17 protein-coding genes are annotated in these 19,426 nt (G+C 31.6%); 10 read left to right on the top strand and 7 right to left on the bottom strand.

Going from position 1 to position 19,426, the window contains the following annotated elements; genetic code table 11:
* Positions 1-7 precede the first annotated feature (7 nt).
* From groES to miaB, 6 genes are all read right to left on the bottom strand, one after another.
* Positions 8-283, bottom strand: coding sequence for a co-chaperone GroES (gene groES / locus V8G69_RS05480; RefSeq protein WP_394880813.1), 276 nt, complete (start codon positions 281-283; stop codon positions 8-10).
* Positions 284-429: 146 nt separating this feature from the next.
* Positions 430-783 carry a preprotein translocase subunit SecG gene (gene secG / locus V8G69_RS05475; RefSeq protein ID WP_394880812.1) on the bottom strand — a complete coding sequence of 118 codons (354 nt, stop codon included), beginning with the start codon at positions 781-783 and terminating at the stop codon, positions 430-432.
* Positions 783-1,724: a hypothetical protein gene (locus tag V8G69_RS05470; protein WP_394880811.1), complete on the bottom strand. Its 942-nt coding sequence runs from the start codon at positions 1,722-1,724 to the stop codon at positions 783-785. Before V8G69_RS05470 ends, secG begins: the two co-directional genes overlap by 1 nt.
* Positions 1,725-1,759: 35 nt before the next feature.
* On the bottom strand, positions 1,760-2,266 hold the full coding sequence (locus V8G69_RS05465) for an LptE family protein (protein WP_394880810.1): 507 nt from the start codon (positions 2,264-2,266) through the stop codon (positions 1,760-1,762).
* Between the two features lie 64 nt (positions 2,267-2,330).
* Positions 2,331-3,593, bottom strand: coding sequence for a sigma-54 interaction domain-containing protein (locus tag V8G69_RS05460; protein ID WP_394880809.1), 1,263 nt, complete (start codon positions 3,591-3,593; stop codon positions 2,331-2,333).
* Between the two features lie 2 nt (positions 3,594-3,595).
* On the bottom strand, positions 3,596-5,041 hold the full coding sequence (gene miaB / locus V8G69_RS05455) for a tRNA (N6-isopentenyl adenosine(37)-C2)-methylthiotransferase MiaB (protein ID WP_394880808.1): 1,446 nt from the start codon (positions 5,039-5,041) through the stop codon (positions 3,596-3,598).
* 150 nt (positions 5,042-5,191) lie between these two features.
* Between miaB and V8G69_RS05450 the strand changes: the two genes are divergently transcribed.
* The 8 genes from V8G69_RS05450 (at position 5,192) to V8G69_RS05415 (ending at position 15,849) form a co-directional block, all read left to right on the top strand.
* On the top strand, positions 5,192-5,962 hold the full coding sequence (locus tag V8G69_RS05450) for a hypothetical protein (protein ID WP_394880807.1): 771 nt from the start codon (positions 5,192-5,194) through the stop codon (positions 5,960-5,962).
* Positions 5,963-6,088: 126 nt separating this feature from the next.
* On the top strand, positions 6,089-8,578 hold the full coding sequence (topA, locus tag V8G69_RS05445; protein WP_394880806.1) for a type I DNA topoisomerase: 2,490 nt from the start codon (positions 6,089-6,091) through the stop codon (positions 8,576-8,578).
* Between the two features lie 93 nt (positions 8,579-8,671).
* Positions 8,672-9,838, top strand: coding sequence for a formimidoylglutamase (locus V8G69_RS05440; RefSeq protein WP_394880805.1), 1,167 nt, complete (start codon positions 8,672-8,674; stop codon positions 9,836-9,838).
* 156 nt (positions 9,839-9,994) lie between these two features.
* Positions 9,995-11,368 carry a gliding motility lipoprotein GldK gene (gene gldK / locus V8G69_RS05435; RefSeq protein WP_394881191.1) on the top strand — a complete coding sequence of 458 codons (1,374 nt, stop codon included), beginning with the start codon at positions 9,995-9,997 and terminating at the stop codon, positions 11,366-11,368.
* A gap of 64 nt (positions 11,369-11,432) precedes the next feature.
* Positions 11,433-12,074: a gliding motility protein GldL gene (gene gldL / locus V8G69_RS05430; RefSeq protein WP_394880804.1), complete on the top strand. Its 642-nt coding sequence runs from the start codon at positions 11,433-11,435 to the stop codon at positions 12,072-12,074.
* A 52-nt stretch (positions 12,075-12,126) separates the two neighbouring features.
* Positions 12,127-13,686 (top strand): gliding motility protein GldM, encoded by a 1,560-nt coding sequence (gldM, locus tag V8G69_RS05425; RefSeq protein ID WP_394880803.1) that lies wholly within the window; start codon positions 12,127-12,129, stop codon positions 13,684-13,686.
* A 132-nt stretch (positions 13,687-13,818) separates the two neighbouring features.
* The gene (gldN, locus tag V8G69_RS05420) at positions 13,819-14,709 is read left to right on the top strand and encodes a gliding motility protein GldN (protein WP_394880802.1); all 891 of its coding nucleotides are present in this window, start codon (positions 13,819-13,821) and stop codon (positions 14,707-14,709) included.
* 99 nt (positions 14,710-14,808) lie between these two features.
* Positions 14,809-15,849: an NAD(P)/FAD-dependent oxidoreductase gene (locus V8G69_RS05415; protein ID WP_394880801.1), complete on the top strand. Its 1,041-nt coding sequence runs from the start codon at positions 14,809-14,811 to the stop codon at positions 15,847-15,849.
* Here V8G69_RS05415 and V8G69_RS05410 read toward each other — a convergent pair whose 3' ends face one another.
* Positions 15,850-16,233 (bottom strand): DUF983 domain-containing protein, encoded by a 384-nt coding sequence (locus V8G69_RS05410; protein WP_394880800.1) that lies wholly within the window; start codon positions 16,231-16,233, stop codon positions 15,850-15,852.
* A gap of 85 nt (positions 16,234-16,318) precedes the next feature.
* On the opposite strand from V8G69_RS05410, the gene V8G69_RS05405 reads away from it, so the two are divergent.
* The gene (locus V8G69_RS05405) at positions 16,319-18,229 is read left to right on the top strand and encodes an ABC-F family ATP-binding cassette domain-containing protein (protein ID WP_394880799.1); all 1,911 of its coding nucleotides are present in this window, start codon (positions 16,319-16,321) and stop codon (positions 18,227-18,229) included.
* A 75-nt stretch (positions 18,230-18,304) separates the two neighbouring features.
* On the top strand, positions 18,305-19,426 hold the full coding sequence (locus V8G69_RS05400) for an efflux RND transporter periplasmic adaptor subunit (RefSeq protein ID WP_394880798.1): 1,122 nt from the start codon (positions 18,305-18,307) through the stop codon (positions 19,424-19,426).

Raw genomic sequence — 19,426 nt, 5'->3', positions numbered from 1 at the left:
TAACTTATTAAATAATTGCTAATATGTCGCTTTCGCGCATGATTAAATAATCTTTTCCATCTAGTTTTAGTTCTGTTCCAGCATATTTACCATATAAAACAGTATCGCCAACTTTCACAGTAATAGGCTCGTCTTTAGTGCCTTTGCCAGCAGCAACAACTTTTCCTCTTTGTGGTTTTTCTTTAGCGTTATCTGGAATGATAATTCCCGATGCTGTTTTTGTTTCAGCTTCAGCAGGTTCAATAAGAACTCGGTCTGCTAATGGTTTAATGTTTAATGCCATTTGTTATATAATTTTAATTAATTAAATTTTGTTTAACGAAGTTATGTCTTTCTAAAATTGTGCCATTAACCTACTACTGACAAACTTGCAGTAATAAAAAATGCCAACTTATTAAGTTGGCATTTTTTAATTTTATTTTCAGATAATTACTTTACAGAATCTTTTACTGTAGTTGTAGCTGCATCAGTTGTTGTTTTTACTGGTGCAGGCAATGATGTAGTAGTTTCCTCAGCATCTAATGCTTTTGAATCTGCTTCAGTTGTTCCTCTATTAATAGCTACATTTGATAATAGTATTAATGCTAATAATAGTGTGGCTAAAGTCCATGTGCTTTTATCTAAAAAGTCGGTTGTTTTTTTAACGCCACCTAATTGTTGTGTTCCACCACCACCAAAAGAAGATGATAATCCACCACCTTTAGGGTTTTGAACCATAATTACTACTATTAGTAAAAATGCTACTACAACAATTAATGCTAAAAATATTGTAAACGTACTCATTATTCTTTATTGTTTTGTTCTTGTAATTGTTCTACTGCTTTAATTTGGATTGCAAAGAAACTACTTTTTTCTGGATATTTCAAACTTAATATCTTATAAGATTGAATTGCTTTTTTATAGTTTTTTTGTTCTACGTAAATGCGCGCTAATGTTTCTGTCATTAACTCTTCTGGTTGTATCAATTGTGCTTTTGACAAATTGAATGTTGAACCACTAGTTTTAACAGGATTTATTTTCGGGTTTTTTGCAATAAATTCATCAATTAAATCAAATTTTTTGTTTCGTTCTAATTGTGAAGCATCTTCAGTTTTTGGTTCTACCTTTTTAATAGTTTCATCACGTTTAATAGTTTTAAAACTTGCAAGTTTTAACCATTCATTAAACGAATGTGTTTCTCTTTTATCAAATTGCAATGGCCTGCCTAAATGTAAAATGTCTTCAGCTGAAACTTCTTGAGTTTTTGTTTTTGGAGTAACAGGTTCAATAATTTCAGACTCATCTAAAGAAAAATTGGCTAATTTTTGACGTTCAAATTTTGGTTGAAAAAGTGACGGATTTAACGATTCTAAACTGTTTTTTATGTCTTGTTGAGATGTTTCATCTATCATCACTTTTTTATTGATAGAGATGTCTTCAACTGTAACATCTAAGTCCTGTATGTGCTCGCTGTTTATTTTTATGAATTGAGAAATTTCATTTTGATTAAAAACGTCAGAAGTTATAAAATCAAATAAAATACTTCTATCGGTAGTGTATGCAGCAGTTGTTTTAAGTTCTTGATTGTATATAAAACTTTCTTGATTTTTTAAGCCTTTAAGATAGATGGCTCTTGCTGATTGAAAATAGGGAAATTCATTAACTATTGATTTCACATCTTCAGTTTCTTTTTGAGTAACTGCTTCTGGGTTTTGAAGTAAATATGTGAAATTTTTATTGTTCAAAAGTTTGTTTTTTTAATTTTAAACTGTGCGCTTTTTTACCATTTAGCTAACGAAGCATTGAAAATATCTTGAGTGATACGTTCAAAAATTTCAGCAATGGCTGAATCTTTAACACCACCTACAAGTTGTGCATTTCCAGCATAATCATAATAGAAAGAGAAGTTTTGGTCAAATTCTGCTTCTTCATCGAGCTTATTGTAAAAATGAACTTTAACGCCTATTGTTAGTCTGTTTTGGGCAGCTGTATTTGATGAGGTTGCTGTAGTAGGCGAAATTCTGTATTGTGTAATTTCTCCTTCATAAACCAAGTCACCATTGGATTTTACAAGACTTAAATTGGTTTGGTTTTGCAATAAATCGATCAAGGCATTGGTGAAATCTCTATCCAACCCTGGTTCTACCAATAAAGCATTATTTTGAAAATAATTAACCTGAAATGTTTTGGTATCGGAAGAAATAGATGCTCCTGTAAATGAATATGCACCACAACTTAACATGATGATTGATGTTAAAAATAAAACAATATAATGGGTTGCTTTCATCTGTTTAAATTTGTTAAATGCATTATGACTCCTATAAAATTCAATATTTTAATTAAACTTAAAGTTACAAATCATATTGTTTAATCTTACGGTATAATGTGCGTTCACTAATACCAAGTTCTTCAGCTGCTAATTTACGTTTTCCGCTGTGACGTTCAAGTGATTTTTTAATTAATTCTAATTCTTTATCGTGCAGAGAAAGTGTCTCTTCTTCCTCAATCTCTTCGGCAAAGTGATATTTGTCTGTGCTAGGTGTAATTTCTTGAGGAATATTTTTGTGCTCCTGAATTGATAAAACTTCTGGTTCGTCTATAGCTTCTTCATAATCTGTTTCGTCATTTGAGCCATAAATTTTCTGGATTAACCCTTGATGTTCCTTTTCAACTTCTTTGGAATTGCCTTTTTTCATAAGCTCCATAGTGAGCTTTTTCAAGTCATTCAAGTCACTTTTCATATCAAACAAAACCTTGTAAAGAATTTCACGTTCGCTACTAAAGTCGGTATCAGATTTTGTGTGCTTTATAACGGCAGGTAAATTATTTCCAGAAGAAGGCAGATAACTATTTAAAGTTTCAGCAGAAATGGTTCTGTTTTGTTCTAACACAGATATTTGTTCGGCTACATTTCGTAACTGACGAATATTTCCGTTCCAACGATGTTTTAAAAGTACTTCAATAGCGCTATCGGTTAACTTGATAGTAGGCATTTTATATTTTAACGCAAAATCACTGGCAAACTTTCTAAATAACAAATGGATATCTTCCTGACGGTCTCTTAATGGTGGCAAGTGAATATCAACAGTGCTTAAACGATAATACAAATCTTCACGAAATTGTTCTTTTTTAATGGCTTCAAACATGTTGGCGTTTGTAGCAGCAACAATTCTAACATCTGTTTTTTGAACTTTACTGGAACCTACTTTTAAAAACTCACCATTTTCTAAAACACGTAACAAACGTACTTGTGTTGTTAATGGCAACTCGCCAACTTCATCAAGAAAGATAGTGCCTCCATCTGCTACTTCAAAATAGCCTTCGCGAGTTTGGGTAGCACCTGTAAAAGAGCCTTTTTCATGCCCGAACAATTCACTGTCAATGGTGCCTTCAGGAATTGCTCCGCAGTTTACAGCTATATATTTACCATGCTTTCTGTGAGATAATTGATGAATTATTTTTGGAATGCTTTCTTTTCCAACACCACTTTCGCCAGTTACTAATACAGAAATATCTGTTGGTGCAACTTGAATGGCTTTTTCAATAGCACGATTAAGCGAAGGTGCATTGCCTATGATACCAAAACGTTGTTTTATAACTTGAACAGATTCCATAATTAATTATTTTTTGAATATCCAACAGCATCACCTATAAGGGTTGCGCTGGTACAATCATGTATTTTTACATTTACAAAATCACCTATTTTATAATGTTCTTTGGGGAATACAACCACAGTGCTTTGTTCGTTTCTACCTGACCAATGCGCGTCAGATTTTTTAGAAGATTTCTCGATTAAAACTTCTACTGTTTTTCCAACAAATTGTTTTGTTCTGTAATGACTATGTTTTTGTTGCAATTCAACTATTTCTGCAAGACGACGTTTTTTAGTTTCTTCAGGTACATCATCTTCCATTTTGCGTTCTGCCAAAGTGCCTGGTCTTTCAGAATAAGCAAACATATAACCGAAATCGTATTTTACATGTTCCATTAAACTCAAGGTATCTTGATGATCTTCTTCGGTTTCTGTTGGAAAACCAACAATCATATCTTGACTTATACCACAATCTGGAATGATTTTTCTGATATTGTCTATCAAATCAAAATATTCTTCACGGGTGTGTTGTCTGTTCATTTCTTTTAAAATGCGATTGCTCCCACTTTGAACAGGCAAATGAATATAATTGCAAATATTGTCGTATTTAGCCATAGTTTCAACCACATCCATAGTCATATCTTGAGGGTTTGAGGTTGAAAAACGAATCCTCATTTTTGGTTGTGCCTTAGCACACATTTCCAATAAGTCAGAAAAATTTATTGCTGTTGCTTTTTGAAAATCTGAAGCTTTCTCAAAGTCTTTTTTCAATCCACCACCATACCATAGGTAACTGTCTACATTTTGGCCAAGTAATGTTATTTCTTTAAAGCCTTTATTCCACAAATCATTAACTTCCTCAATAATACTTTGAGAATCTCTACTTCGTTCACGTCCTCTTGTAAAAGGAACTACACAAAAAGTACACATGTTGTCACATCCGCGAGTTATAGAAACAAAAGCTGTAACACCGTTAGAGTTTAACCTTACAGGTGAAATATCGCCATAGGTTTCTTCTTTAGACAGAATAACGTTTATAGCATCTCTACCTTCTTCAACTTCACTTAATAAGTTTGGTAAATCTTTGTATGCATCAGGACCAACAACTAAATCAACTATTTTTTCTTCTTCAAGAAATTTACTTTTTAAGCGTTCTGCCATACAGCCTAAAACACCCACTTTCATTCCTGGGTTAATTTTTTTTACGGCATTGTATTTTTCTAGACGCTTGCGCACTGTTTGCTCAGCTTTATCTCTAATAGAACAAGTGTTTACTAAAACTAAATCTGCGTCTTCAAGGTGTTGAGTCGTATTATAACCTTCGTTAGCTAAAATTGAAGCAACAATTTCGCTATCGCTAAAATTCATGGCGCAACCATAACTTTCAATAAATAGCTTTTTTGTGTTTTCTTTTTTTTGTTCTAAAACAAGGGATTCACCTTGTTTATTTTCGTCTATTATCTTTTCCATATTATTATTGAAGCAACTAAAGTCAATAAGTGTGCAAAGATACGATAAAATTATATTTTCTGACAAAGTGTCATATGTAAAATTGTATTAAAATTGTGATATATATGTTAAAGTATTTACTTTTAACGAAACCAAACAAAAATTATAAAAATGAATACTGTTGAAAATATTTTAGAAAGAATAAGTAATGCGAAGCAATTAGACTTTGGAACTATTTTTAGTGACTCTATTGAACTTTTTAAGAAAACATGGCTTCAGGGTTTTTTGCTACAAATAATCACTATTCTTATTATGTTGCCATTAATTATAGTTATTTACATACCAATATTCACGATGATATTAGCTCAATCTGAAAATGGATATATGGATTCAGATCCTTTTTTTGGTTTCTTTGAAGGGATGTCAATACTTTATATTCTATTTATTGTTGTTGCTGTATTTGCACTTACAACACTTTCATTTGTTTTAAATGCTGGATTTTTTAGAATCATGAAAAAATTAGATTTTAATGAGACCGTAGCAACAGCAGACTTATTTTATTTTTTTAAAGCAAAATATTTTAATACTACTTTTTTACTTATGCTGGCAACTATTGGAATTGCTATTTGTGCTGCTTTGTTGTGTTATTTACCAATATTCTATGTTATGGTGCCATTATCATTTTTTACATTGGTCTTTGCTTTTAATCCAGAAATGAGTGTGGGCGATATAGTGAAAGTTAGTTTTAAACTTGGAAATAAAAAATGGTTGTTGGTTTTTGGGTTAATAATAGTGTCAAGTATATTAGCACAAATTGTAGGTATGCTTATGTGTTTTGTGGGAGTATTATTTACAGCTCCATTTGTATATCATCCTACATACATTATATATAAAGAAGTTATTGGTTTTGAAGAAAACAACAATATTGAGATTAACCAATAGAATAATAAATGTGTCAAATTTTTTAGAATCATTTAGATGTTTTTAATCAATGAAAAAACAGATAATCCATAAAATTAGGCACATAAACTTTTTTTCCTATACATTTGTACCTTCAAAAAAAGACGTATGGCGAAGAATTTAGTAATTGTAGAATCACCGGCTAAGGCTAAAACAATAGAGAAATTTTTAGGAAAAGATTTTAAAGTTGAATCTAGTTTTGGTCACATATCTGATCTTCCATCAAAAGAGTTGGGCGTTGATGTAGAAGGTGATTTTAAACCAAAGTATGAGGTTTCAAGAGATAAAAAAGCGGTAGTAAAAAAACTTAAAGATTTAGCCAAAAACTCCGATATGGTTTGGTTGGCAAGTGATGAGGATCGAGAAGGTGAAGCTATTGCATGGCATTTGGCTGAAGCGTTGAATTTAGACAAAGCAAAAACCAAGCGTATTGTATTTCATGAAATTACTAAGTCTGCTATTCAAAAAGCAATTGAAAATCCACGTGATATAGATTATCATTTAGTAGATGCACAACAGGCGCGTAGGGTTTTAGATAGAATTGTTGGTTATGAGCTGTCTCCTGTGCTTTGGAGAAAGGTTAAAGGAGGCTTATCTGCAGGGAGAGTTCAATCTGTTTCTGTGCGTTTAATTGTTGAACGTGAACGCGAAATCCAAGAATTTACGTCTGTAGCTTCTTATAGAATTGATGCGGAATTTTCAAATGAAACAGGGCAATCATTCAAAGCAAAATTGCCAAAAACTTTTGCTACACAGCAAGAAGCTTATAAGTTTTTAGAATCTAACGTTAATGCAACATTTAAAGTTGCAGAATTAGACAAAAAACCAGCTAAAAAATCACCAGCAGCCCCATTTACCACATCAACACTTCAACAAGAGGCATCTCGTAAGTTATATTTTTCTGTAAGTAAAACAATGACTATGGCTCAACGCCTTTACGAATCTGGGTTGATTACTTATATGAGAACAGATAGTGTAAACTTGTCTGATGAAGCAAGAAAAGGTGCCCAAAACGAAATAACGAGTTCTTTTGGTTCAAAATACAGTAAACCACGTAATTATACAGGGAAATCAAAAGGTGCGCAAGAAGCGCATGAGGCAATAAGACCAACAGATTTTTCTTTGCATTCTGTTGATATTGATAGAGATCAAGCGCGTTTATATGATTTAATTTGGAAACGGGCTATTGCATCACAAATGAGTGAAGCAGAATTAGAACGAACCAATGTTAAAATCAGTGCTTCAACTCATAAAGAGCAATTTACAGCTTATGGGGAAGTTATTACGTTTGATGGATTTTTAAAAGTTTACTTAGAAGGTAATGATGATGAAGATGTTGAGCAAGAAGGTATGTTGCCTGCCATGAAAACTAATGAAACCCTTCATAATAATTATATTATAGCAACAGAACGATATACACGCCCACCATATAGATATACCGAAGCATCTTTAGTTAAGCAACTGGAAGAGTTAGGTATTGGGCGTCCGTCAACTTATGCGCCAACTATTTCTACTATTCAAAATAGAAATTATGTTGAAAAAGGAAGTGTTGATGGTGTAGAGCGCAATTATACTCAGTTAACACTAAAAAAAGGTGTTATAAAAGATAAGTTATTAACAGAGAAATCGGGTTCTGATAAAGGAAAATTAGTTCCAACAGATATTGGAATGATTGTTACTGACTTTTTGGTTAATCATTTTGAGCATATTTTAGATTACAATTTTACAGCTAAGGTTGAAGAAGATTTTGATGATATTGCTGAAGGAAAGGAAGATTGGACAAAAATGATGAAAGACTTTTATAAAGATTTTCATCCACAAGTTGAGAATGTTCAAGAAAATGCAGACAGAGAATCAGGAGAACGTATTCTTGGAACCGACCCAAAATCTGGAAAACAAGTTAGTGTTCGTTTAGGTAAATTTGGTCCAATGGTTCAAATTGGAACCGTTGATGATGATGAAAAGCCTCAATTTGCTAGCTTATCACCAGATCAACAATTAAATACCATAACCTATGAAGAAGCTATGGAATTATTTCAGCTTCCAAAAAGTTTAGGAACTTATAAAGGAGAAGAATTAGAAGTAAATAATGGACGATTTGGACCGTATGTAAAGTACGGTAATAAATTTGTATCGCTTCCTAAAGGTGTTGATGCCTTAAGTGTTGAATTTGAAGATGCTATCGCGCTAATAAAGGAAAAAGATGAAGCCGATGCACCAATATATACATACAAGAGCTTGCCTGTTCAAAAAGGGAAAGGACGTTTTGGACCATTTATTAAATGGAACAACATGTTTATTAATGTAAATTCCAAATACGATTGGGATAATTTATCAAATGACGAAATTATTGAATTGATTGAAACAAAAATTCAAAAGGATATTGATAAAGTAGTACACAATTGGGAAACAGAAGGCATACGTGTTGAAAAAGCACGTTGGGGAAGATATACTATTTTAAAAGGAAAAGTTAAGATTGAATTAGATAAATCTGTTGATGCGTCTAAATTAACTTTAGAAAAAGTAAAAGGTATTATTGAAGAAAAAGCACCAAAGAAAAAAGTTGCAAAGAAAAAAACGGCAGTAAAAAAGAAGTAATTTATGAAATGCGCATTTTCTGATCTGGTAGACCAACAAAAATGTTTAACAAGAGCATTGCATCTAACCTTTAAAAAAATTAATACTATATAGATGAATTTTAATTTTCTCTCTCCTGTTTCAGATTTAGTTTTAGCGCATAATGAATTGCTTTCACAACAAGCTTTAGGAAGAAAATTACGAATACATTCAAAACAAAAAGGTCTTCCAGATTTAGATAACGTAAATATTGCAATCATTGGTGTTTTAGAAAATAGGAATGATCATAATTATATAGGAGAAGAATTTCAGTTAAATGAAATTAGAAAAGCATTTTATTCGCTTTTTCCAGGAAGCTGGAACACTATTATTGCAGATTTAGGTGATATTAATAAAGGTGAAAGTGTTGAAGACACCTATTTTGCATTAAAGACTACGCTTGCTATTTTAATTGAAAAAAAAATCATTCCTATCATAATAGGAGGCACACAAGATTTAACCTATCCAAATTATAGAGCTTACGATGCCTTAATTCCTATGGTTAATATTGTGAATGTTGATTGTAAGTTTGATTTAGGAGATTCTACAAAACCTATAAAAAACAATAGTTTTGTTGGTAAAATTATTTTAGACCGGCCGTATAACCTGTTTAATTACTCTACAATAGGTTACCAAACCTATTTTAATTCGCAAGAAGAAATAGATTTAATGGATAAACTTTACTTTGAATTCTATCGTTTAGGACAGATTTCAAAAGATATAACTTTAGTAGAACCTGTTTTACGTGATGCTAATATTGTAAGTCTTGATTTAAATTCTGTTAAAAGTGCTGAAGTAAGTTTAAATCAAAAGTATTCGCCAAATGGTTTTGATGGAAAAGAAATTTGCGCCATTTCACGTTATGCGGGAATTAGCAACAAAGTATCTTCCTTTGGAATTTATGAATATAAGGTTTCAAAGGACGATGAAATAACAAGCATGTTGGTTGCTCAAATAATTTGGTATTTTATAGAAGGTGTTAATTATAGAGTTAAAGATGATAATTTTTCTGATGAGAATAATCATCAAAAATATATTACTTTAGTTGACGATCAAGAATTAATCTTTTATAAAAGTAATAAAACAGGGAGATGGTGGATTGAAATTCCTTTTTTAAGTGAAATAAATACTAAATTAAAGAGACATACGTTATTACCATGCATGCATCAGGATTATTTAGATGCTTGTAATAATAAAGTACCAGACCGTTGGTATAAAGCATTCCAAAAAAACTGTATTTAGCTGAAAATACTGACCAAAAGTTGAATTTCATCGGTAAAGAGCAGTTTTTTTACGATGAAATGTAATTTTTTTTGAAAAATAGTTGTTTTTTAAAAAATATATAAATATGTTTACGCTCTCAAAATGAAAGATAAAGTAATTAACCTCGAGTTTTCTATGGATATGAAGAAGTTTGTTTTATTAACTGTATTATTATCACTACTGGTAAGTTGTGGCTCTAACGATAAGGGCGAATTAGTAGGTGTGCAAGGAAAAAAGTGGCATCCAGAAAAGCCCTATGGAATGGAACTTGTTCCAGGAGGAGCTTTTATAATGGGTAAGGCAGATGATGATTTAGCAGGTGTAAATGATGCACCAGCAAAAACTGTTACTGTAAGAGCTTTTTACATGGACGAGACTGAAATTACTAACAGTGAGTATCGTCAATTTATAAATTGGGTAAGAGACTCTATTGTTAGAACTAAGCTAGCTATTTTAGCAGACGAAATTGGAAAAGTTCCTGAAGACGGTGGTATTGGCGAGTTTGCATTTAAAGATGCAGATACAGCAAATATGTCTGTTTACGAAAAGTATATGTTTGAAAACTATACAGGATTAGGTCCAACCGGATATGAAGGTAGAAAATTAAACAAAGATGTTGATTTAATTTATGATACAGCTGATTATCCTGACGAATGGTATACAGAGGTTATGGATACCATGTACCTTCCAATAGAAGAATCATATAATGGTCAACGTACCTGGGATGTTAAGAAATTTAAGTTTCAATACACCTACATGGATATTCAAAAAGCTGCTAAAAATAGAAATTTAAAACGTAAAGACGTTTTAGTAAAAGAGGAAATCCAAGTATATCCAGATACAACAACTTGGATTAGAGATTTTTCATATTCTTATAATGAGCCAATGCATAATGATTATTTCTGGCACGATGCCTATAGTGATTATCCAGTGGTTGGAGTTAGTTGGCAACAAGCTAAAGCATTTTGTCAATGGAGAACATTATATAAAAATGGATATCAAAAATCTAGAAAAGGAGCAGCCTTTGTAAATTCTTTCAGATTACCATCTGAAGCAGAATGGGAATATGCTGCCAGAGGAGGTTTGCAAGCAGCAACTTATCCTTGGGGAGATTATTATACAAAAAGTGATAGAGGTTGTTTTATGGCAAACTTTAAACCTGTAAGAGGAGATTATGCAGCAGACCAGGCATTATATACTGTTGAAGCAAAATCTTATGAACCAAACGATTATAACTTATATAATATGGCAGGGAATGTTTCAGAATGGGTAAATGCTGCTTACGATCCTTCATCTTATGAATATGTTTCAACCATAAACCCAAGTGTTAACGATAATAACAACCAACGTAAAGTTGTAAGAGGAGGATCTTGGAAAGATGTTGCATATTTTTTACAAGTTAGTTCAAGAGACTATGAATATGCAGATTCTGCAAGATGTTATATTGGATTTAGAACCGTTCAAGATTATATGGGGACACAAGTAACAAAAAACGGTAAAAAGAATTAAACAAAAATTTTATACTATTAATTAACCTACTTAAGTATTTAACTTAAATTAAAAACCGAAAATTATGGCACAGTCAAGAGCAAGTAAAAAGTTTATGAATTTAGCTTACGGATTAGGAGCATCAATCGTTATTGTTGGAGCACTATTTAAAATTATTCACTTCGAAATTGGACCTTTAACAGGTAACGTAATGTTGACTATAGGTTTAGTAACAGAAGCAATTATTTTTGCAATATCAGCATTTGAACCTGTAGATAGTGATTTAGATTGGTCGTTAGTTTATCCAGAATTAGCTGGAGGAGAATCAACCAATAGCAAAAAAGAATCAAAAGACGCCCAAGGTCTACTTTCAAAAAAATTAGATGAGTTATTAAAAGACGCTAAAATTGATGGCGAATTAATGGCAAGTTTAGGTGACAGCATTAAAAACTTTGAAGGAGCCGCTAAAAATATGGCACCAGCAGTAAACTCTATTGAAGCAACAAGAAAATATGGTGAAGAATTATCATTAGCTGCTGCACAAATGGAATCTTTAAATAGTTTATACAAAGTGCAATTAGAAAGCATTAATCGTCAAGCTACTATTAATGAAGAATCAATTGAAAATGCGGCAAAATTAAAAGAACAAATGCAATCTTTAGCATCTAATTTATCATCATTAAACGGTGTTTACGGTGGAATGCTTTCTGCGATGAATAAAAACTAATTATGGTTTTTTATACCCAAATTTTAATAATTAACCAAAAAAATAATTAGAAATGGCAGCAGGAAATTTATCACCCAGACAGAAAATGATTAACTTGATGTATTTGATATTTATAGCTATGCTAGCATTAAATATGTCAAAAGAAGTGCTTTCGGCATTTGGATTAATGAATGAAAAGCTAACTGAGTCTAATGAAGCAGCTGCAGAACGCAACAATGCTTTTATGGCCGGATTAGAACAAAAAGCAAGCGAACAGCCTGATAAATATCAGCCTTTAAAAGGACAGGCAAGCCAAATAAAAGAATTGGCAAGCAATTTTAATGCTTATTTAGAGGACTTGAAAGGTAAAATGACTTCTACGGTTGATGACCCTAGTGATTACGAAATCATGGACAAAGGTGATTACCTTGATGAACATTTTTTCAAAGGAGATGTCATTAAACCAGACGGTCAAGAGTTTTTATCTCAAATTGCAACTTTTAGAGATGGAGTTACTAAAGTTCTAGAAAACCAAGAAGGTATGGATGCAGTTATTAAAGATGTGCAAGCTAAGTTTGCTACAGAACCAGTAAAACGTGGTGCTGGAAAAGTAGAATGGCTGGACCATAACTTTAAAGGATTTCCTTTAGTGGCATCTTTAACAAAAATGACTCAACTTCAATCTGATATTAAAACAACAGAATCTGAAGTAATGGCAACCATGTTAAAAGGAACACTTACTAGTGAAGTTTCTATGACTAAATATACAACCTTATTAGAAACATCTAAATCTGCTTACTTTAATGGTGAACAATTTGATGGACAGATTGTATTAGGAAGAAAGGATAATTCAACAAAGCCAAACAGAGTAGAATTAACTTTAGATGGAAGAAAACTTTCAGAAAAAGAATATGCTATTGAAGATGGTAAAGTGAAATTATTAGTTAATGCTGGTGCTGCCGGTGAGCATAAAATTGGTGGACAATTAATTTTTATAGAAAACGGTGAGGAAATTGAGGTTCCTGTAGAACAATCATTCGCTACGGTTCCTAAGCCTAATGCAGCTACTATTTCTGCTGATAAAATGAATGTAGTTTACCGTGGAGTTAAAAACCCAATGACCATATCATTTGCAGGAGTTTCTGATAATAATGTAAATGCAAGCGGACAAGGTTTAACTAGAGCAGGTGGTAGTAAATATATTATGGATGCTACACTTATTAAAGGTAGAGAGGTTACCATTAATGTAAATGGTAAATTGCCTGATGGTCAAACCGTAAGTGATAAAGCTATGTTCAGAATTAAGGATTTACCTAAACCAACTGGTACAGTTAGAGGTGAAGACGGTTCTTTAAACATGCAACGTAATAGTCTTGAAATTTCAACTATAGGAGCTAAATTTGATGACTTTGATTTTGAATTGCCATTACGTGTTACAGGATTTAAATTTAAAGTTCCAGGACAACCAACTATTGAAGTTAGTGGTAATAAGTTAGATACTAGAGCTAAGCAAGCTTTAAGTAAGGCAAAACGAGGTTCTGGAATTCAAATATTTGATATTGAAGCAAAAGCCGATGGTGTTAGTGTAATACTTAAAAAAGTATCACCAGTATTTATTGAGCTTACAAACTAGAATTTATATAGGTTCTAATAAAATTAAATGTAAAACAGATGAAACATCCATAACTTGAATTTAGTATATCAAAATAGCTAAACAAGATATGGATGTAACATGTGACAATTGAATAACAAAAAAATCATACACATGAAATTGAAAAGTTTTTTATTAACCGTTACTACTCTTTTTACGGTGTCAGGTATGTTTGCACAAGCAAATATTCTTAATGCAAAAAGCCCAGATGAAATTGGTGTTAGAACAGCAGCGCAGATAGCTATCGATAACGACAAGCCTTTAGAATATGGTTATGTTGATGATAGGGATATACTTTTTGCGAAAATGACGTGGGAAAAAATTGTTCTTGATGAGCGCGCTAATTTTCCACTTTACTATCCAATTGATACTAACAATATAGGTAGTAATCGTAGATCATTGTATGATGTACTTATTAAGAATATAAAAAATGGTAATATTGAAAACATTTATGATGATTCTTATTTTACAGCAAAACGTACTTTAAAAGATATCCAATCAGCATTAGTTAAGATTGATACCACAGAAATGGGTATTGAACAACTTAATGCTGGTGAAGAATTATCACCAGAATATATCGACAGAAGAGATATTACTGCTGCTGATATTAAAGAATATCGTATAAAAGGTCTTTGGTATTTTGATAAACGTCAATCAGAAATGAAATACAGACTATTAGGAATTGCTCCTGTAGCACCTGATGTTCAAACAATTGATCAAGATACACCAGATTTAGTGCCTTTGTTCTGGGTATTTTTCCCAGATGCTAGAAATGTTTTACATGAAGCTAAGGCATTTAATAATGAAAACAGTAATATACCTTATTCATTTGATCATATTTTAAATTCTAGACGTTTTCAAGGATATATTTATAAAGAGGAAAATGTTCAAGGTGATAGAGCAATTACAGAATATGTATCTCAAAATGCATTGATGCAGTTGTTAGAATCTGACAGGATCAAAGACAAAATTAGAGATTTCGAACTTGATATGTGGACGTATTAACGCCACATAAGGATTAAATAATTTAAACCGCTCAATTATATAGTTGAGCGGTTTTTTTATAACTTACAAAAAGATTATCTATGTATATTTGCGTTTAGAATGCAAGTAGATTTTATAGTCATAGGTAACGGTTTAGCCGGCATAAGTTTTTGTGAACAACTCAGAACTCATAATAAAACATTTGTTGTTTTTGATGATAAATCACAACAGTCTTCAACAGTAGCAGGAGGTTTATATAATCCTGTAGTTTTAAAACGTTTCACGCCTGTTTGGAAAAGTAAAGAGCAATTACAATTGGCTTTACAAATGTATAATCGTTTAGAACAGGAATTTGATATAAAGCTTGATTATAAAATTCCGGTTCTTCGTAAATTTTCATCTCTTGAAGAGCAAAACGATTGGTTTTCTGCTTCAGATAATCCTTTGCTTTCAGAATACCTTTCAATAAATTTAATTAAAAATACCAATCAATATATTGATGCTCCGTTTGGTTATGGAGAAGTTATGCAAACTGGAAGAATTGATGTTAAAACTTTAATGGATGCTTATAGAAACTATCTTCAAAAAGACAATCGGTTTATTGATAAGTCATTTAATTATCAGCAATTAGAAGTTAGTAATGATGAGTTAAAATATGCCGATATTCATGCTAAACATATTGTTTTTACCGAAGGTTATGGAGTAAATAAGAACCTGTTTTTTCAGGATTTACCTTTACTGGCAACAAAAGGCGAATTATTAACTATTTATGCACCAAATTTAAAAATTGATTTCATTTTAAAAAGCTCTGTGTTTATAATTCCTTTGGGTGATGATTATTATATTGTAGGAGCAACTTATAATTGGGATGACACTAGTAATGACGTAACTCTTAAGGCAAAAGAAGAACTTTTAAACAAGCTAAAAACTTTTTTAAATTGCCCTTTTGAAGTTGTAAATCATGTTGCAGGTATTAGGCCAACAGTTAGAGATAGACGTCCGTTAGTAGGGCAGCATTCAGTTTATAAAAATATGTATGTACTAAATGGATTAGGAACTCGAGGTGTTATGATTGGTCCTTATGTTGCAAACCAACTTTTTGAGTTTATAGAATTTGGAACACCTTTAGAAAATGAAATTGATATAAAACGGTTTCAATAACTACTTTTTACTAGCCTCTTTATCGTAATGTATAAAAAGGTTTATCCAAATATTTCTTGAAAGGCGCATAATAATTGGCATAAAAACAACCAGTGTAACCACTATTGATATAAAAGTTGTTTTTAAATCAGCTTGAAAAAAAAGATTAGTAATTACATAAGCGGCAACAGCAAAGGCAATTCCAACAGCATAACTTACATACATCGCACCATAAAAAAAGGAAGGTTCAAGACGATATTTTGTGTTGCATTTTGAACATCGTTCATTAATTTTTAAAGTATTTTCTAAATTGTAAGGATTCTTAAAAGTGTACATAGACTCTTCTTGACACTTAGGACAATTTCCAGTTAGAATGCTATATATAGCAGTTCCTTTTTTAAACATATAATTTAATGTATTTTTGCATCCGCAATTACGAGGCAAATGTAAGTTTTAAATAATAAGCTTTTGTAATATAAGTTACATTTTTATGATGAACATTCACAATTTATCAATTTCATTCCAAGGAGACTATCTTTTTGAAGATATCACCTTTAAATTAGATAATGGAGATAGAGTAGGGCTAATTGGTAAAAATGGTGCTGGTAAATCAACCATGCTTAAAATTTTATCGAGAGAGATGGAACCAGATTCTGGTCAGATTGCTACAGATAAAGAATTGAAAATTGGGTTTTTAAAACAGGATATCGATTTTGATTTTGGTAGGACTGTTTTAGAAGAAGCTTATGAAGCATTTACTGAAATAAAACAATTGGAAGCAAAAGTTGATGCCATTAATCATCAATTGGCAGAACGTACCGATTATGAAAGCGAAGCTTATCATCAATTAATGGTCGATGTTAATGAGTATCATCATCAATATGAAATTTTAGGAGGTTATAATTATCAAGGTGAAACAGAGAAAATTCTACAAGGATTAGGATTTCAACGTGTAGATTTTGATAAACTTACCGATACCTTTTCTGGTGGTTGGCGTATGCGTATTGAGTTAGCTAAACTGTTATTACAAAATAATGATATTTTGCTACTTGATGAGCCTACAAACCATTTAGATATTGAATCTATTATTTGGTTAGAAAGCTTTTTAAAAAATTATTCAGGAGCTGTTGTTATTGTGTCTCACGATAAAATGTTTTTAGATAATGTTACTAATAGAACTATAGAGATCTCATTAGGCAGAATTTATGATTATCCAAAACCATATTCAAAATATTTAATTCTTAGAGAAGAGTTAAGAGAACAGCAATTGGCATCACAAAAAAATCAGCAAAAGCAAATTGAACAAACAGAAAAGCTTATTGAAAAGTTTCGGGCCAAAGCATCAAAGGCAACCATGGCACAATCGCTTATAAAAAAGCTAGATCGTATTGACAGGATTGAAGTTGATGAAGATGATAATAGCGTCATGACCCTTAAATTTCCTGTATCGATAACACCGGGAAGAGTTGTTGTTGAAGCACATAATATTTCAAAAAATTATGGCGATAATCAGGTTTTAAAGAATATTGATATTGTTATTGAACGTGATAGTAAAACAGCATTTGTTGGGCAAAACGGACAAGGTAAATCAACACTTGCCAAAATTATGGTTGGTGATATCAAGTTTGATGGGCATTTAAAACTAGGGCATAATGTTCAAATTGGTTATTTTGCTCAAAATCAAGCAGAATATTTAGACGGAAATAAAACCGTTCTGGATACCATGATTGATGCAGCTAATGAAACTAATAGAAGTAAAGTGAGAGATATTTTAGGGTCTTTTTTATTTCGAGGTGATGAAGCTGATAAATATGTTAGAGTCTTGTCTGGTGGCGAACGCAACCGTTTAGCATTGGCTAAATTAATGCTCCAGCCTTTCAATGTCCTTATTATGGATGAGCCTACAAACCATTTAGATATAAAATCGAAAAAGGTTTTAAAAGACGCTTTAATTAAGTTTGAAGGGACTTTAATTTTGGTGTCACATGATAGGGATTTTCTCCAAGGACTAACTAATAAAGTGTATGAATTTAAAGATCATAAGATTAAAGAATATTTAGGAGATATTGATTATTATTTGGAACAACGTAATGTGCTTAATTTAAGAGAGGTTGAAAAACGTAATGTTGTAAAGGAAATCCCTAAAGAAAAAAAGCAACAATCTTATGATGACCAAAAAAAGTTAAAGTCTTTAAATAACAGATTGAGCAATGTTGAAGCTCAAATAAGCCAGTTGGAACGAGAAATTAAAGACATCGATTTTTCACTAGAGATAAATTATGAAGAAGTAACTTCAAAACCTCATTTTTTTGATAATTACCAGAAAAAGAAATCATTGCTGCAAGATTTAATGCAAAAATGGGAAGATATTCAAATGGAAATTGAAACTTTTGATTTATAGTTTTAAGTTTTTATTAACATATTAAATTAAACTAACGAATAGATTTGTAATCTAATTTGCTTAAACCATCATAGCATGCGAAAAATTATACTTTCAGTTGTTGGGATTTTACTTATAGTAGCTTCCTTTTTTATTGCAAAATCAATTATAGCGAGTAAAAATAAGCCAAAACCTGTTTTAGAGAAAGTTGTCAAAACAGTGTTTATTGATACTGTTAAAAACGGACAAGTTCAAATAAAAATACCTGCTAATGGAAGTTTAGTCGCAAAGCGTCGTGTTGAAATTTATTCTGAAGTTCAAGGTATCTTTAAAACAGGTAATGTTTTATTTAAACCAGGACAAAAATATAGTGCAGGACAGCCATTAATTCGTATTGATGCGTCAGAATATTATGCAAGCGTTCAATCATCAAAAAGCAATTTATATAATGCTATAGCGGCCATAATGCCCGATTTAAGATTGGATTTTCCAGAAGTATATCAAAAATGGCAAAATTATCTTAATGGATTTGATTTAAACAAGTCCGCTCCAGTTTTACCAGAAATGGCATCAGAAAAAGAAAATTATTTTATTACAGGCCGCGGTATAGTTTCCAGTTATTATAATTTAAAAAACTTAGAACAACGCTTGTCAAAATATGTTATAACAGCACCTTTTACTGGAATATTAACAGAAGCTTTGGTAACTGAAGGAACTTTAATAAGAAATGGACAAAAATTAGGTGAATTTATTGATCCATCAGAGTATGAAATGGAAGTTGCAATAAGTAAATCATTTGCTAATTTATTGAAAATTGGAGAACAGGTTCAATTAAGTACTTTAGATAAAACAAAAGCGTACGAAGGTAAAATTTCAAGAATAAATGGCAGTATTGACCAAACTACACAAACTATTACTGCATATATTGATGTAAAGGATAATGATTTAAAAGAAGGAATTTATTTAGAGGCAAATATTAACGGAGAAGTTGTAGATAATGCCATTGAAATTGATAGAAATCTTTTGCTTGATGATAATCAAATATTTGAAATAAAAGATGGGTTATTAGTTGCTGTTCCTGTTACACCAGTTTATTTTTCAGAGTCTAAAGTTGTTCTAAAAGATGTTCCTGATAATATAGTTATTTTAAAAAAACCTGTTCCAGGATCTTATGCTGGTATGTTGGTTAAACCTTTTGATGTTAAAGCAAACCAATAA

Source organism: Gaetbulibacter sp. M235, assembly GCF_043876835.1.
Classification (GTDB): domain Bacteria; phylum Bacteroidota; class Bacteroidia; order Flavobacteriales; family Flavobacteriaceae; genus Yeosuana.
Note: the sequence above shows the minus strand (reverse complement) of the source record. Positions and strands in the feature narration are given on the sequence as shown.

Bases quoted from the DNA above. Each gene is read 5' to 3' on its own strand.
- groES (WP_394880813.1), bottom strand. From the start codon at position 283: ATGGCATTAAACATTAAACCATTAGCAGACCGAGTTCTTATTGAACCT.
- secG (WP_394880812.1), bottom strand. From the start codon at position 783: ATGAGTACGTTTACAATATTTTTAGCATTAATTGTTGTAGTAGCATTT.
- V8G69_RS05465 (WP_394880810.1), bottom strand. From the start codon at position 2,266: ATGAAAGCAACCCATTATATTGTTTTATTTTTAACATCAATCATCATG.
- V8G69_RS05460 (WP_394880809.1), bottom strand. From the start codon at position 3,593: ATGGAATCTGTTCAAGTTATAAAACAACGTTTTGGTATCATAGGCAAT.
- miaB (WP_394880808.1), bottom strand. From the start codon at position 5,041: ATGGAAAAGATAATAGACGAAAATAAACAAGGTGAATCCCTTGTTTTA.
- V8G69_RS05450 (WP_394880807.1), top strand. From the start codon at position 5,192: ATGAATACTGTTGAAAATATTTTAGAAAGAATAAGTAATGCGAAGCAA.
- topA (WP_394880806.1), top strand. From the start codon at position 6,089: ATGGCGAAGAATTTAGTAATTGTAGAATCACCGGCTAAGGCTAAAACA.
- V8G69_RS05440 (WP_394880805.1), top strand. From the start codon at position 8,672: ATGAATTTTAATTTTCTCTCTCCTGTTTCAGATTTAGTTTTAGCGCAT.
- gldK (WP_394881191.1), top strand. From the start codon at position 9,995: ATGGATATGAAGAAGTTTGTTTTATTAACTGTATTATTATCACTACTG.
- gldL (WP_394880804.1), top strand. From the start codon at position 11,433: ATGGCACAGTCAAGAGCAAGTAAAAAGTTTATGAATTTAGCTTACGGA.
- gldM (WP_394880803.1), top strand. From the start codon at position 12,127: ATGGCAGCAGGAAATTTATCACCCAGACAGAAAATGATTAACTTGATG.
- gldN (WP_394880802.1), top strand. From the start codon at position 13,819: ATGAAATTGAAAAGTTTTTTATTAACCGTTACTACTCTTTTTACGGTG.
- V8G69_RS05415 (WP_394880801.1), top strand. From the start codon at position 14,809: ATGCAAGTAGATTTTATAGTCATAGGTAACGGTTTAGCCGGCATAAGT.
- V8G69_RS05410 (WP_394880800.1), bottom strand. From the start codon at position 16,233: ATGTTTAAAAAAGGAACTGCTATATATAGCATTCTAACTGGAAATTGT.
- V8G69_RS05405 (WP_394880799.1), top strand. From the start codon at position 16,319: ATGATGAACATTCACAATTTATCAATTTCATTCCAAGGAGACTATCTT.
- V8G69_RS05400 (WP_394880798.1), top strand. From the start codon at position 18,305: ATGCGAAAAATTATACTTTCAGTTGTTGGGATTTTACTTATAGTAGCT.